The organism is Paenibacillus sp. NPDC057886 (assembly GCF_042796655.1).
Classification (GTDB): domain Bacteria; phylum Bacillota; class Bacilli; order Paenibacillales; family Paenibacillaceae; genus Paenibacillus.
The window spans coordinates 97,277-112,158 of record NZ_JBHVMZ010000001.1 but is presented as its reverse complement, the minus strand read 5'-3'; the positions used below and the strand labels follow the sequence as shown (position 1 = coordinate 112,158).

General features: G+C 46.5%; 13 protein-coding genes, 2 tRNA genes and 2 pseudogenes. 3 read left to right on the top strand and 14 right to left on the bottom strand.

The features are described from left to right. The gene (locus ACFVQB_RS00525) at window positions 1-651 is read left to right on the top strand and encodes a nitroreductase family protein (RefSeq protein ID WP_379434408.1); all 651 of its coding nucleotides are present in this window, start codon (window positions 1-3) and stop codon (window positions 649-651) included. 86 nt (window positions 652-737) lie between these two features. Beyond that, the gene (locus ACFVQB_RS00520; RefSeq protein ID WP_379434407.1) at window positions 738-1,034 is read left to right on the top strand and encodes a putative quinol monooxygenase; all 297 of its coding nucleotides are present in this window, start codon (window positions 738-740) and stop codon (window positions 1,032-1,034) included. A gap of 146 nt (window positions 1,035-1,180) precedes the next feature. On the opposite strand, the pseudogene ACFVQB_RS00515 reads toward ACFVQB_RS00520, so the two are convergent. The 14 genes and pseudogenes from ACFVQB_RS00515 to nrdR all read right to left on the bottom strand — a co-directional run. Continuing rightward, window positions 1,181-1,525: pseudogene (locus ACFVQB_RS00515) on the bottom strand (thioredoxin reductase); the annotation flags it as partial. A gap of 385 nt (window positions 1,526-1,910) precedes the next feature. Further along, window positions 1,911-2,918, bottom strand: a complete 1,008-nt coding sequence (locus ACFVQB_RS00510; protein WP_099853624.1) for a FecCD family ABC transporter permease — start codon at window positions 2,916-2,918, stop codon at window positions 1,911-1,913. Next, window positions 2,915-3,922 carry a FecCD family ABC transporter permease gene (locus tag ACFVQB_RS00505; protein ID WP_379436205.1) on the bottom strand — a complete coding sequence of 336 codons (1,008 nt, stop codon included), beginning with the start codon at window positions 3,920-3,922 and terminating at the stop codon, window positions 2,915-2,917. The genes ACFVQB_RS00510 and ACFVQB_RS00505 overlap by 4 nt, the downstream gene beginning before the upstream one ends. Window positions 3,923-3,934: 12 nt before the next feature. Beyond that, on the bottom strand, window positions 3,935-4,909 hold the full coding sequence (locus tag ACFVQB_RS00500; protein WP_379434405.1) for an ABC transporter substrate-binding protein: 975 nt from the start codon (window positions 4,907-4,909) through the stop codon (window positions 3,935-3,937). A gap of 115 nt (window positions 4,910-5,024) precedes the next feature. After that, window positions 5,025-6,671, bottom strand: a complete 1,647-nt coding sequence (locus ACFVQB_RS00495) for a helix-turn-helix domain-containing protein (RefSeq protein WP_379434403.1) — start codon at window positions 6,669-6,671, stop codon at window positions 5,025-5,027. A 297-nt stretch (window positions 6,672-6,968) separates the two neighbouring features. After that, window positions 6,969-7,490: a MarR family winged helix-turn-helix transcriptional regulator gene (locus ACFVQB_RS00490; protein WP_379434401.1), complete on the bottom strand. Its 522-nt coding sequence runs from the start codon at window positions 7,488-7,490 to the stop codon at window positions 6,969-6,971. A 50-nt stretch (window positions 7,491-7,540) separates the two neighbouring features. Then, complete coding sequence (locus tag ACFVQB_RS00485) at window positions 7,541-8,353, bottom strand: lysophospholipase (RefSeq protein WP_483874941.1); 813 nt, start codon at window positions 8,351-8,353, stop codon at window positions 7,541-7,543. Between the two features lie 474 nt (window positions 8,354-8,827). After that, window positions 8,828-8,899, bottom strand: a tRNA-Gly gene (locus ACFVQB_RS00480). A 56-nt stretch (window positions 8,900-8,955) separates the two neighbouring features. Then, complete coding sequence (locus ACFVQB_RS00475) at window positions 8,956-12,540, bottom strand: IPT/TIG domain-containing protein (protein WP_379434400.1); 3,585 nt, start codon at window positions 12,538-12,540, stop codon at window positions 8,956-8,958. Between the two features lie 210 nt (window positions 12,541-12,750). Beyond that, window positions 12,751-12,900, bottom strand: a pseudogene (locus ACFVQB_RS00470) (transposase); the annotation flags it as partial. 92 nt (window positions 12,901-12,992) lie between these two features. Then, window positions 12,993-13,175, bottom strand: coding sequence for a transposase (locus tag ACFVQB_RS00465; RefSeq protein ID WP_379434398.1), 183 nt, complete (start codon window positions 13,173-13,175; stop codon window positions 12,993-12,995). Window positions 13,176-13,303: 128 nt separating this feature from the next. Next, window positions 13,304-13,444: a winged helix-turn-helix domain-containing protein gene (locus ACFVQB_RS00460; RefSeq protein ID WP_379434396.1), complete on the bottom strand. Its 141-nt coding sequence runs from the start codon at window positions 13,442-13,444 to the stop codon at window positions 13,304-13,306. 316 nt (window positions 13,445-13,760) lie between these two features. Beyond that, window positions 13,761-13,836, bottom strand: a tRNA-Ala gene (locus ACFVQB_RS00455). A 182-nt stretch (window positions 13,837-14,018) separates the two neighbouring features. Beyond that, a complete protein-coding gene (gene nrdR, locus ACFVQB_RS00450; protein ID WP_247901829.1) occupies window positions 14,019-14,486 on the bottom strand; it encodes a transcriptional regulator NrdR in 468 nt (155 codons plus the stop codon). A gap of 114 nt (window positions 14,487-14,600) precedes the next feature. Here nrdR and ACFVQB_RS00445 point away from each other — a divergent pair, with 114 nt between their 5' ends. Further along, the gene (locus tag ACFVQB_RS00445; RefSeq protein WP_053783555.1) at window positions 14,601-14,822 is read left to right on the top strand and encodes an alpha/beta-type small acid-soluble spore protein; all 222 of its coding nucleotides are present in this window, start codon (window positions 14,601-14,603) and stop codon (window positions 14,820-14,822) included. Window positions 14,823-14,882: the final 60 nt, after the last annotated feature.

Genomic DNA, 14,882 nt, shown 5'->3' with positions numbered 1-14,882 from the left:
ATGAGTACATTCCAAAGCACTTTTCAAAAGACAAATGATTTTAACGAAATTACTTACGGCCGCCGGTCTGTAAAACTATATGATCCTGAAGTCAAAATCAGCCGTGAGGAAATGACAGAGATTTTGGCTGAAGCTTCACGCGCACCTTCTTCGGTTAATATGCAACCATGGCGTTTTCTGGTCGTAGATACGGCTGAAGGCAAAGAAAAGCTTGCTCCTCTCGCGAAATTCAATCAAAATCAGGTACTGACTTCCGCCGCTGTTATTGGTGTGTTTATTGACATGAACAATGCGGAACACATGGACGAAATCTTCAGCAAAGCGGTTGAGCATGGTTACATGCCACAAGAAGTCAAAGATATGCAAATGAAAGCTGTTAAACCATACTACGATAACATGCCCGCTTCCGCTCTTCGGGATGTCAATCTGATTGACGCAGGTTTGGCTTCCATGCAGTTGATGCTCGCTGCACGTGCTCATGGTTATGATACTAACCCGATCGGTGGATATGAGAAAGATCAAATTGCTGAAACTTTCGGCATGGATAAAGATCGTTACCAACCAGTCATGCTAATCTCGATCGGTAAATCGGCCAAAGAAGGTCATCCTTCCTACCGTCTGCCTGTTGAGAAAATTACGACCTGGGCATAATATCAGGCAATGTTTTACATGTTCCAGCACCTTTATGTTCAGAAACAATAACAACATTCTAACTACACTAATGGAGGTTGAATATTATGATTATCATTCACGCTCACTTGCAAGTTAAACCAGATCAGGAACAAGCTTTTTTGGAAGCAACAAAAGTACTGATCTCTGCAACACGCAATGAAGAAGGCAACATCAGCTATGATCTCGCCAAAAGTACTGAACGCGAACATCATTACACGATGATTGAGCTGTGGAAGGACGAAGCCGCTACAGCTTCTCATAATGCAAGCGCCCATTTCCAGGCTTTCGTTCAACAAGCAGCTGCATTCATGGCCGCTCCAATGAACGTTGAAGTATTCGCTGGAGAAGCGGTTAAACGCTAAAATACGAGCCTCACATTAATTAGTTAAGCAGACCGACGAAATCGTCGGCTTGTGAAAAAGAAACTGCTCCTCGTCATGGTGACGGGTGAGCGTTTTTTTTGATCTTGCATGAAAAACTTCAGGATAATCATTCGAGTTTGTGTATTTTATTTGGTGTATAAATGTTTCATCAGCTCACGGTTTTTCTGCGTAAACAAGTCATTGTGCGAGGAAACCATCCCATGTGTAGTGGCTCCGGGTGCCACGTACAGCTTGGCTTTGTTTACGGCATTGGCAGCGTCCTGGAACGCTCCTGCGATCAAATGAAGCTTTCCTTCATGATGCAAAATATCTCCCGCAGCGAAAATACCCGATACGGAGGTCTCGCTGACAGGTGTGCCTGCAATCCAATGATCCTTCATATCAATCTTAATATGACTGTTCACCAGTAATTCCTTGTCCCGCTCATAGCCGTAGTTAATGATGACCTCATCCACGGCGAGTTCCAGTGAAGCCCGGGCTGTAATTCGTATATCGTTTCATTCACTGACATGCTGGCTTCTCCCCGTACCACAAAAAGAAATCCATGATTTAATGTTCTGAAATCACGCAATATACTTTTGGGTTGCAAAACCAATCGATTAATTCCATCTATTTTAAACGAATTTTCTGCAAATATTGAAGCTAATTGATCCACATCTGACATGGTAATTCCACCTATCTTTTAGCATCAGTTTAAAATGTCCTTATTTTATCTTATCACACAAATCAAGTCATACTGGGAAGCTTGAGTTTCACCTTCTACCCGTAAAAAGTACAAACAAAGGCTATCCATTGTCTTAACGACAAAAGATAGCCTGATTAGCTAAGTGTTTAATTAGTCTAAAGCTTTTTAGATTATTTCTTCAATAATAAATAGACAAAATAAGGTACACCGATTAGGGAGACCATAATTCCTGCCGCAATTCCATCAGGGTCAACCAGGTTGCGCCCAACGGTATCGGCAATTAATAGAAGCCAACCTCCAAGAAGAACGGCAACAGGAATAAATAACGAGTTACGTGGACCGACCAGCGCTTTGGCAATGTGTGGAGCCATCAAACCGATAAATGCGATTCCTCCCGTAACCGATACAGCAGAAGCGGCGGCTGCAACGGCAATCACCATGAGTACCAAGCGTTCCCGCTCCAGCTTCAATCCCACTCCGATTGCTGTTTCTTCGTTCAGCCCCATCAGATCAAGCCGTCTGGTTCTGAACAATGTAAGCGGGATTAATACAATCAGCCAAGGCAGCAAAGCCCATATGAATGGCCAGTCTGCCCCCCATATGTTTCCGGATATCCATTTGGCAATAAAGTCGACCTTGGAACGCTCCGCGGAAGAGATGATGACAATCATGATGCCTGACAGCGCCATCGAGAATCCAACCCCGACCAGCACCATTTTTATGGGATCAAGTCCCTTGGTCCGGCTATAGGAGAACAGATAGATGAGCGCCGCAGTCAGTAATGCACCGATAAAAGCAGCTAACGGCAACATATAAACGAACGTGCCCGCTTCAATCGGGAAATACAGGAAGAAGATCGCAACGGCAACACCTGCTCCGGAATTGATTCCGATGATGCCTGGATCGGCCAAGTCATTACGCGTTATACTCTGCAAAATGGAACCTGACAGCGCAAGCGCCATACCAGCTAGTAATGTAATAAAAATTCGAGGTAATCGGACCGAAAACAGAACAAAGTCTTCTTTAAATGTACCTTGACCAAATAACACCGGAATTACCCTTTTGAAAGACAACGAGGAATAACCCCAGCTCATACCTACCACAGCCGTGATGAGGATCAGCAGCAAACACACGAGCAGAATCAGTCGTTGCTTGCGAATTCGCGCAGACATTGTCATGAGAACGCTTTGCCCCCTCTACGCACAACGAACAGGAAGAAAGGTAAACCAAGCATGGAAGCAATGGCGACCACAGGTGTTTCATAAGGTGCATTTATCGTTCGGCCCAATGTTTCGGCAAGAAGCATAAATGATGCTCCGGCAAAAATGGATACGGGTATAATATACCGATAGTCCGTGCCCACCAATTTACGGACAATATGCGGGATCATTAAGCCGACAAAGGCCATGTTTCCGATCAATGCAACCGACGCTCCGGTAAGCACGATGACGAGCAGGAACAGAACGGTTTTGATGAGTACAAGCTTTTGCCCCAATCCAGTCGCCACCTCATCGCTCAGACTAAGAATATTGATCTGATTGGAAAGGAACGGAACAATGACTAGACCAACCAGTATGACAGGCGCAATGGCTTGAATCTGGCCCCATGTCGTTCCGATGAGTCCTCCCGAAGTCCACATGGATACATCCTTGGAAATTTTGAAATAGATACTGATGCCATCCGAGATGGCATACATAAAAGCGGATACCGCTGCCCCGGCCAGCACTACCCGGATAGGAGACAAGCTCCCCCTTCGCATCGAGCCAAGCACAATAACCAATGTGGCTCCAAGTGCAGCACCAACAAAACAAGCAACCATAATCCCGAAATATCCGAGTGATGGCATAAAAACAAAAGCCAGTGCAAGCGCCATATTGGCACCTGAAGTCAGACCTAACAGTCCAGGATCAGCCAGCGGATTGCGAGTAATGCCCTGCATGATGCCTCCGGAGACGGCGAGAGCCGCTCCGATCAGCATGGCAGCGAGTTCCCTTGGAAGTCTGATCTCTCGCAGAATAAGAATATTATCGTTCTTGGTCGCAGAGGTCAGGGTCAGCCACAAATTGCGGAATGTCGTTTCTTCTGCGCCAAACATCATGGCGATGATGAAACACACGATAAGTACGAGTACACTACCCAGCAGCTTAGTCACAAACCGAAAAGGAAGTCGTTTATTTTTCATCACATTCAATGTTTACTTGCCAAGAAAATGTTGGATAAAGAATTCCAGCTGGTATTCCATGCTCAACGGATCATTGAAGTAGAATGCCTTGGCATCCGTTTCAAATACTCGATTATTTTTCACCGCATCAATATTTTTGTATGTTTCGGTATTTTGGAACGAATTGTCCTCGTCGGCATTTTTACTAAATATTACATAGTCTCCCATGTAGTCTTTCAGTACTTCGTTGGATACAGCAAAGAATCCGTCTTTCTTGGTAGCTTCCTTGACTTTATCTGGCATGCCTAAACCGAATTGATCATACAGTATTTCCGTTCCACGTCCGAATTTCTCGCCATACACATAAAGTTGTTTATTGAACGTTTCAATAACGGATACAGTCGCATTGGCGCCAATTTTGGCTTTGATCTCTTCCCCAACTTTTTTGCTTCGAGCGTCAAAATCGTCAACCCAAGCCTGTGCTTCTTTTTCTTTGTTCACAAGCTTTCCGATCTCCAGTTGTTGCTTGAGGAAGTCCACCTTACCATATGTATAGGTGACTGTTGGCGCAATTTGCTTCAGTTTATCTACGTTCTTGATATCAGACAGGCCGATAATCAGATCTGGGTTCAATTCAATAATTTTCTCCAGACTTTCGTCGGTAACCGCCTCTGTATTCGCCAGTTTATCTTTGAAATTCGGGTTCTCCTTGGACATTTCATCCACACCAACCAGTGGCACATCCAGTGCCATCACGTTTCCTGTCAGGAACCGGGTCAGCACAACCACACGTTGCGGGTGGGAAGGAACTTCCACAGGTCCTGTCTCCGATTGATAAGTGAATGTGCCCGAATCTGACTCGGATGAAGAACCTGCTGAATCCGTGTTCGAAGAAGTGGATTCGTTGGATGCAGTTGCATTCTCCGTTGTATCTTTGGCTGAATTGCTTCCACAAGCGCTAAGCAATAAGACCAGAACTAATATAAATGGAACCAAAAGCTTTCTCATTAGATGACTCTCTCCCCTTTTTCTTTGAATATGAAAATCATTCTCATTACAATAGCTAATTATAGGCATGCAGGATGAACCTAACCATGCCTTTTTGTTTGAGAAAACGTTTGGATTATTGAATGCCAGCCCATAAGGATACAGCCCGTCGGAGCTGCAAACGAATGGAAACCGGATTGTAGGGTATCCACTCTTCCTGCTCCAGATGATAGATCCGATTTTGCTTCACTGCCTCGAGCCCTTTCCAGTATTCCGAGTTAAATATACCTTCTGAATGAGCCTTTGACCCTTTTCCATCTGGAAAAACAATGACGAGCATACGAGTGCCCTCGTAATCCTGAAGTTCCGACAGTTGGATAGATACCGAGTGAAATTGATCGCCAAACCTCTGTATTTCCTGGGCAATCTTGGCCGGAGGACGTAATCCGAGCGATTGATACATCACATAACCGACATTTCTGATTCCATATATTCGTAAGGTATCCGGTTTTATAACGAGAATGGTCAGCGTCTCATTCACAATCTGGCTCGTTTGAATGGCTTCCCGTGCCTGCTGTTCTTCCTTTTCAAAGTCTGCCAGCCATTGTTCTGCCTGCTCCACCCTTTGAATCGCCTGTGCGATGAACCGCAGATGTTCTTTCCACCCAAGCTCCATCCACGCAATTTCGACAATAGGGGCGATAGATCGCAGACGTTCGGAGCTTAATCCGTTCATGTGTAGATGCTGATTTGCTGCAATGATGAGCTCAATATTGGCATCCAGTAATGCGGATTTTATTTGTTCAGGTGAACTGTCGGAATGGATAAAACGTATCGTTTGGGGTGGGCTCACTCCCTCTGTGCTTACATATTCGCTGCTTTCCGAGATAACGACTGCTGGCTCCAATCCAAGTAACATCAGATGGCTCGCATAAGGAGCACACCACACAGCCACTTGTTGAAAAGGCCTGCGGCGCGTGTAACCTGAAGGACTCTCTCCTGTCTGCTGCTTGAAGCGGCGGCTAAGATAGAATTCATCTTTGTATCCAACCTTCAGCGCAATCTCACGAAGTGAAGCGGACCCGCTAATTAATAACTCTTTGGCCCGGTGAACACGCAAGCGTGAAAGATACTCATTCGGTGCGAATCCAGTAAGCTGCTTAAAAAGAGTGGAGTAGTGAGAGCGACTGACCCCCGCAATTTCGGAGAGTCCTTCAGTTGTTATTTTCTCACTAAAATGGTTCTCCATAAATGTGATGCTGCGTTCCATGGACGGCTGCTCACTCGCAATATATCTTGCTTCCATTCGCTGCAACAGACTCATCAGAACTTGATGAAACAGAATCTGGTTACGCATATGCCTGACTTCATTGCCAGGTAAACGATACATATACAGCTCCTCAAGCTGTGCTGCAATCGTTGGTTCATAGAACTCAATAAGGGTTCCTGCTGCAAGCACACTGGACCGTCCCATGGCTTCCAATGGCAGTGATCGCTTCTGTTCTTGTGTGCTGATGGAGAGAGTGTATATATGAAGTGGATGCATCAGATTCCCCTGTATAACAACATCACTCTTCGCCGGAATAAGGATTACCATACCATCGGTGAGTTCGTATATGTAATCGTTGAGATGAAGTGAGCCCTTACCACTTGAAACGGCCAACAGAACGGTTAGGTTCTCATAGATTGTATGTATCGGCATCGTTGACGTGCTATATAATGATTGAATGCTGTCTGCTGTATATATTGGAAAATAGGACTCTGCCCATTCCGAGTTGTTCATTTTCGTATCCTCCGTGACGTTTACCGGGTGGGTAATAACTCAAATTTCAGCTCACTCTACGCGGTTAAATAAGCTATACCTATTTTAGCATTACTGATTCATCCGGAATACATTCTTCCCAAAGTAACTATTTGAGAATGGATAAAAAAACGACCGTTCCCCGGTACAAGATTGGGAAACGGTCGCAGCTTCAATGTTTTCGTTCAGTCCTGTGGTCTGCATGACAGGATATGACCATCAAAAGTGTTCACTTGATACAAGGGATGACCTATTCAACTTTCATTACATGATACGCCTTTAATCACGATTCGGATCAATTTTGATGAGCTTGCGCGGTTCCTGTTCTTTTTCACCATACCAGACCAACACATCTGCAAACAAATCCATAATGCGTATAAAGCTTTCCTTGTCAGCCTCTGATATCTTGCCAGCATACCGAAAGATATCATCAAAGCACAGCTCACGAACAAATTCAGTATATTTGGCGTACACCTCGCGTCCATTAGCAGAGGGTTTGACATAAATGTCTTTGCGATTACCACTTAAATGGTATTTTTCGAGCAATCCTTTTTCCGTCAGAATCTTCACATTTTTGGAAAACGTGCTGCGGCTCACGCCAAGACGTCCTGCCATTTCCGACATCTTTTCTTCCTTGTCCTCCGCTTCCAGAATATACTCCAGCGTCTGAATCTGCGAAGCAGAGAACATCATATCGGTACCATAGCTTCGCTGAAGCTTATAGGTGTTCGAGTATGCATTACCGTACTTGATGATCTTCTCAATAAGTTCCCGATGGTCCCCCATCCAGTCTAATTTCATGAATAATCCCTTTCACCTTCAAATTCTCTCTCTCTTCCAATGTACTGAATTTAGATATGTTTTTCAATCCATGTGATGGCTTCCTCAATGACTTCATCGCGATTAGGTTCATTAAATATCTCATGCATGAGATGTGCATATATTTTCAGCGTTTTATCGGTTGAGGCAATATCTCCGTAAAAGTCACGCGAATCCTGTTCGCTCACCAGCCCGTCGTTTACTCCATGCAGAACAAGTACAGGATCGACAAACTGCTTCGCATGTGCTTTTAACCAGGTCACTCCATACCCCAAGCTATTGAACAAATCCACGGAAATCTGTTTTTCTACAAGCGGATCATTAACGTAAGCGGATACCACCTCCGGATCACTGCATACGCCGCTGCCAAGCTCATTCGGGAAATACGTACCCAGGGGAAGATCAAGTGGAAGTTCTCCGGCAACCTTCGTATGGTAACGAGTTAGCGCTCCAGATAGAACGATCCCTTTTACTTTGCCTGGATATTTCGTTCCAAATGAAGAGGATGCGAAGCCACCCATGCTATGCCCAATGACAAAAAGCGGAATGTCGCCGCTCTCTTGCAAGGCCGCTTCAACAACCGCATTCACATCATCAATGATCTGATGAAAATCACTGTAGAACGTACGCTGCCCTTCTGATCTTGCATGACCACGATGGTCAAAACGATATACGTCAAAACCACGTTTGTTCAGTTTATCCGTCAAATAATCATAGCGTCCAGCATGCTCACACAAGCCATGAACAATGACTACGGCCGCCTTGGCATCGCTTACAATATTCTTGCTGAAATAAAGCTTGGTTCCGTCAAAAGATTTAATTGTTGTCTCGATATGGCTCATCATTCATTCCATCCCTTCATTGTGCTCAAGCATCAACCCGCATAACCGTCTTGAGCCATTTTGTTGATATACATTATCCATAAAGTAACCATAAGAGTTTATCGTTAATAATTTCTTTTACGAATAATATTGTTTCTTACAGAAACAATATAACATCCGTTTTACGCGCTGTCCAGATTAATCTGAGTGAATCGAGAATAAAAACAGGACTGACCCATAGTCATGAATATGACGGGGACAGCCCTTGGTTCGCGTTATTCTAATGTGTTTTGGTGTTCTAATGAACCTGACACATTTGGGTGCGGCAGGTTTGTTAGCATCTTACAGCGAAATGATTGGCCCGTTCGAGACAGCCTCTCAAGGGGCTTAACTCCTTGCTGGATGACACCACCTTCAACAGGTGAATCACTACATTAATGTTCCTTTTAGATAAACTATTGAACAAAGCCGTTACGGCCTGTTAAGGCTTTTTAACAATGGAGCCTAGGGCGATCGAACCCCTGACCTCATCGCTGGTAGCGATGCGCTCTCCCAGCTGCGCTAAGGCCCGGGATATAAAAACTCGCCTGAACAGTATTATATCTGCTCAAGCGGGTTTTCCATTCTTATCTATCGATTGAACCCAGCGTCAGTAGCATCCTGATGAACACAACCGCCGCTTGCGCACGCGTCGTCTCCCCCTTCGGATCGAACGTATTTGCGCTCGTGCCTGTCATGATATGAAGCTTGACCATCAGACGAACGTCCTCAAGATAGGCTATATCCGTGTTTCCGATATCCTTGAAGTCATTAAGGCTCACCGGCTCTTTGGATATCGGCAACTGTTCAAGTCTGCCCACTGCCGCCAGCACACTAGCCATTTCCTCTCGTGTAAGCGGCTGATTAGGGGTAAAGCTGTTTCCTTTCACAAAGGCGAGCAGTCCGAGCTCCTTCGCTGTGGATACCTCGCCGGAATACCACGTACCTGGTTTGACATCGTTATAAGGCGCCATGTCCTTATCAGAGGTGCCGCGTCCAAGCGCCCGGACTAACAAAGCGGTAAACTCTGCTCTGGTTACCGCTTTGTTAGGATCATACAGTCCACCGCCTACGCCTTCGACTAGACCTTTCGCAGCAGCAAGATCGACATCAGATTTGCTCCAATGCTGCTGTACATCGGCAAAGCTTACCGTGTTTTGTGCCACAACGTAGACACTATTTGAATAGGAGTTGATCTTCACAACCCATACGCCGTCAATCTGTTTTTTCTCAGCTGCCACGAACTCCAATTTCTTTGTCGTTACGTTATAGCGGAATGCCCCCCATTGAGCAGGCATGCCGGTCACGCTCTTGGGCATCGGAATCACTCTTGTAAGCGCCTTGCTGAACTTATCTGCCGTTCCGATTGCTTGTCCCGTCTTGGTGTTGATGATATCGATATGAAAATCTACAATTGCACCCATTGCTTGGCCATTCGGCAGGCTGTTTGCAAATACTGCTTGGAAGTCCTTATCGCCAGACTTGTCGGTTAACGTGATTTTAAAGCTAATGTCATCGTTATTCACGTTATTCTTAGCTAACAAGTCCTTCAGCCCCGGAATGAGCGATGCCAGATTGACCGGCACTTGATAGCTGCCGTAAGGAGTCTTAATCTCGATGAAGAAAGTAGCGTTCTTGCCCTCAATGCTCGTTAAAATGCTTGCTGGTATGCTGACATAGGCAACGCCGTCTTTTGGTGTAACTTCAAGAGTGACTGACGGCTTACTGCTGTCGATTTTAGCCCAGTCAATCATAATGCCGTTTTGGTCAATATCCAAATGGGTTGAAGTAACAGGAGTAGTTCCACCACTACTGCTACTGCCACTGCTACTGCTACTGCTACTGCTACTATTAACAACCTGCGTTACAGTAAAGGTAACCGGCGTCATGCCCCCGGCCGACACTGTTACCGTAGCCTTATACGTCCCTGCGGCCAGTCCGTCATTCGCTTTTACCGTAAAGGTCGTCGACGACGTCCCACTATTGAGCGTTGTCACCGTTGGCTGCGTAATCGTAAAGCTACCGGCGTTCGTTCCGCCGAGCGCTGTCGCCAAGCTCGCCAAGTCGCCGGTTCCCGTTCGTGTCAAGGTGACCGTTTTCGTTTCCTGCGTCCCCGATGCATACCCTGCGGTCAGCGCATTCAGCACCTTATCCGACAACGGGCTGATCACGTACGTAACAACAAACCTCGTAAATTGATTCGCCGCCGATATCGCTGATGTACCGCCCGGCGTCGTTACCGTTACGTCTACCGTTCCTGCACTACCCGCCGGGGCGATGGCCGTGATTTGTGTCGCCGAGTTCACTGTATAGGACGTCGCCGCCGTTGCACCGAACTTCACCGCCGTTGCATCGGTCAGATTCGTACCGGTCAAGGTGACGGTCGTGCCTCCGGTCGTCGGACCCGATGCCGGCGACACGCTTGCGATCGTTGGCGCGGCATGGTATGTATATTGGTCCGCTGCCGATGTCGCCGATGTACCGCCCGGCGTCGTTACCGTTACGTCTACCGTTCCTGCACTACCCGCCGGGGCGATGGCCGTGATTTGTGTCGCCGAGTTCACTGTGTAGGACGTCGCCGCCGTTGCACCGAACTTCACCGCCGTTGCATCGGTCAGATTCGTACCGGTCAACGTGACAGTCGTGCCTCCGGATGTGGGACCCGATACCGGCGACACGCTTGTGATCGTCGGCGCGGCCACGAAGTACGTGTAGCCGCCCGTCAACGTTGCGCTGCCCCCCGGTGTCGTCACCGCGATAATTATGGCTCCCGCCGTGCCGGGTGGAGCAGTCGCCGTGATTTGCGTTGCCGAAATCACTGTTACGGACGTCGCCGCCCTTCCGCCGAACGTCACCCCAGTCACCCCGGTCAGATTCGTACCGGTCAAGGTGACGGTCGTGCCTCCGGTCGTCGGACCCGATGTTGGCGACACGCTTGCGATCGTTGGCGCGGCATGGTATGTATATTGGTCCGCTGCCGATGTCGCCGATGTACCGCCCGGCGTCGTTACCGTTACGTCTACCGTTCCTGCACTACCCGCCGGGGCGATGGCCGTGATTTGTGTCGCCGAGTTCACCGTATAGGACGTCGCCGCCGTTGCACCGAACTTCACCGCCGTTGCATCGGTCAGATTCGTACCGGTCAACGTGACGGTCGTGCCTCCGAACGTCGTTCCCGATTTTGGCGACACGCTTGTGATCGTTGGCGCGGCTATATACGTATACTGATCCGCCGCCGATGTCGTTGATGTGCCACTTCGTCTCTTTACTGTTACGTCTACGGTTCCTGCACTACCCGCCGGAGCAGTTGCCGTGATTGACGTTTCCGAATTTATGGTAAAGGACGTGGCCGCCGTTGCACCAAACATCACCGCGGTTGCCCCAGAGAACTTCGTACCGGTCAACGTGACGGTTGTGCCTCCGGTCGTCGGACCCGATGTCGGCGATACGCTTAATATCGTTGGGGGGATTGCATCTACTAGCACGTCCGCCGTACTGCCCACGCTATTAAGCGTTAATACTGCAGCGTTGCCTGCTTCATCCTTAATTGATCCGCCATTCAGTGACAAGGCTCCTATGGTAATCCCGTTACTATCAGATAGTCCAGTTTGGACGGTATATCTAAATTGCAACGCGCTTGTCCCCGAACCGCCTGCATAGGTCGCATATACAGTCGTTGCTCCTACGACTATCGAGATTGTTGGAATGCCCGTTACGACCACGATCTCGTCCATGTTCACTGTAAAACTCAAGTCCTCTCCTACACCATAAGTGCCATTGCTAGGAATATATACACTTGTAACGGAAGGCATAACTGTGTCGACATAGTAATTGTTAGATACGGTGGTTCCACTCCCCACATTGCCTGCGGCAATTACACCTGAATGATTGAGCGAAATATGGAAGGGGCCGCTGCGATTGCTTAGAGGCGGCGTGAGAGTTGCGGTATAGGTGATATTGTCAGAAGTTGTTAATTCACTAAGAATGCCGCTACCTGTTGTCAAATCAGCAAGGTCAAACCCAGTCACCGCTTCTGAAAAGGTAATCGTTACCAATGACGTTTCTCCGGAAGTCAGAAGTTCGTCAGCTACAACAATGGTGGCTGTTGGAGTGGCGGCAAACGCCTTGTCAAATAAGTACAATGGCAGCAAACTTAAAATGATTACACCCATAAATAACTTTCTTATTATTCTTGTTTTATACATATCCTGTTACCCACTCTCTAAGTTAGGATTCACCGCGATATTCCAACCCGAATAGAACGTTCCGAACAAATTTTACACAAAAAAAGCTCAACTCCGTCGAACTTATATAAGATGAACTGAAGATTCTAATATTCAAGTTAGAAGCCGATCAATGACTCTGGTTGACGATAAATTAATTTATTTCATGAAACAGTGACATTTTTTCGAATTTGATAGAATTTGCTGAAAAAAAACATGGTTAACGACGTACTGCTTAAGCCGTTTCCATAGTCCCTCAACAGAGTTCAGTTGCGGACTATATTTCGGCAGAAAAACGAGCTTTAATCGTTCCTGCTTTTGGAGAAAAGGTAGTGTAACTGCTTTGAGTGATGGATATGAGCGTTATCGATCACCATGACCAGTTCATCTGTCGGGTACTCTTACAGCACACGTTCGAGGAACCTTTTAAACGCAGCGGTGTCACACTCTTCAACCTCCTGATGTGTAACACGTCCCATTTCGTAGTTAACAACAGCAAGCAACTTAGCCCCTTCATGGCGGCTGTATGTTGGGATCTTTCGTTGTTGCCCCTTGAGAAACCAGTTGTATTGCAGCGCAGACATGCACGAATCATCGACTCGTTTTTAAATAGTAAGTGATCTGTTTTTCTTTGCATGACCTGCTCTTTCAGTGCTGGGAGCGTGATCTCACGAAATGCTCTTTGCTCAGCCGGGTTTGGGTGGGCAAGTATTTATGTATCTTTGGTGTAGATAAGTCCAAGCAGTGTAAGTAACTTAGATAAACCTTTTTCTGTTAACGACTGGCCAAACTGTCGCTTGATCCAAGCGGTCAAGATAGCTAGCGTCCAGGTATGCCGAGTTTCGAAACCCACATCGACTGGTTTCTTGCTGACAATCGTCTCGGCGATTATAGTTCTTGAATTTTGTTGTTATTGTCTATACCCTCCTTCGGTTGACTTTCTTTTTCTTTATCAGTATTGGCGAGGTACAGCACTTTGTAGAAACTATGAGTTCAAATTATGTAGCAAGAAAATGCTCGTCCAGTTATTTGCTATTATATAACATTATGAGTTCTCGTTCAGTAAATTATCGAACGTTCTTGCGAAACGCACTTTCTTCGTTCTATCAGCGTATGTTCATACAAAAACAAAAAACGCAGTTCCAAGGAACTGCGCGCATTTACTATTTTGGTGGAGCCTAGGGGGATCGAACCCCTGACCTCATCGCTGCCAGCGATGCGCTCTCCCAGCTGAGCTAAGGCCCCAAATTATGAATCTAACATGTTGTCCAAACTCTGCAATGTTCCGCAGGCGACTCCTATATCATATAAAATACAGCTTTTGCTGTCAATATTTTTTTTACAAACCAAAATAATTGGAGAAGAACAACCTTTTACCTGGAACACATGACCGTAACCCCAGAATGCTCTTCTCCTTTCCTGCTTCATTACTCCTCGATGTCTTCTTTGGACAAAAGAGATTTTAATTCTTTCATGAACATATTGATGTCTTTGAATTGACGATAAACCGAAGCAAAGCGTACATAGGCTACTTCATCAACGGGAAACAGCTGCTCCATCAGCAGCTCGCCAATCTGGCGACTCTCGACTTCAGCATCAGCTGTATTCCGCAGGGCCTTTTCTGTCTCGGATACCATCATCTCCAGCGTCTCTACAGAAACCGGACGCTTCTCACAAGCACGAATCAGGCCACGGAGAATCTTGTCCCGGCTAAATTCCTCGCGACTACCATCTTTTTTGATGACGATTAGCGGCGTTTCTTCCACCATTTCAAAAGTTGTAAATCGACGGCTACATTGCTCACACTCACGACGACGGCGAATCGATTTCGATTCATTGGCCGGCCTTGAATCAAGCACCTTTGTGCCCAGATAGGCGCAGTAAGGACATTTCAAATCAGATCACTTCCCATGTTTTACTTTTTACCATAAATTGCCTAATTCATTTAGTTATGAAAATCGTATTGAGGGCACATAATACTTTTACCAACCGCGAGGAGGTGAACAGCAATGGCCCAAAGCAATGGCAACTCCAACAACCTGGTGGTAACTAAAGCTTCCGCAGCTCTCGAACAACTGAAATATGAAGTTGCTCAAGAACTCGGAATCAGCATCCCACAAGACGGATACCAAGGTAACATGACTTCTTACGAGAACGGTTCGATCGGTGGATACATCACGAAGCGTCTGGTAACAATTGCAGAACAGCAATTGGCAGGTCAATACCAATAATATCTGCATCGTAATACGGTACACAGAGGAGCATGGAGCGGCCGGTGAATAACCGGTCTG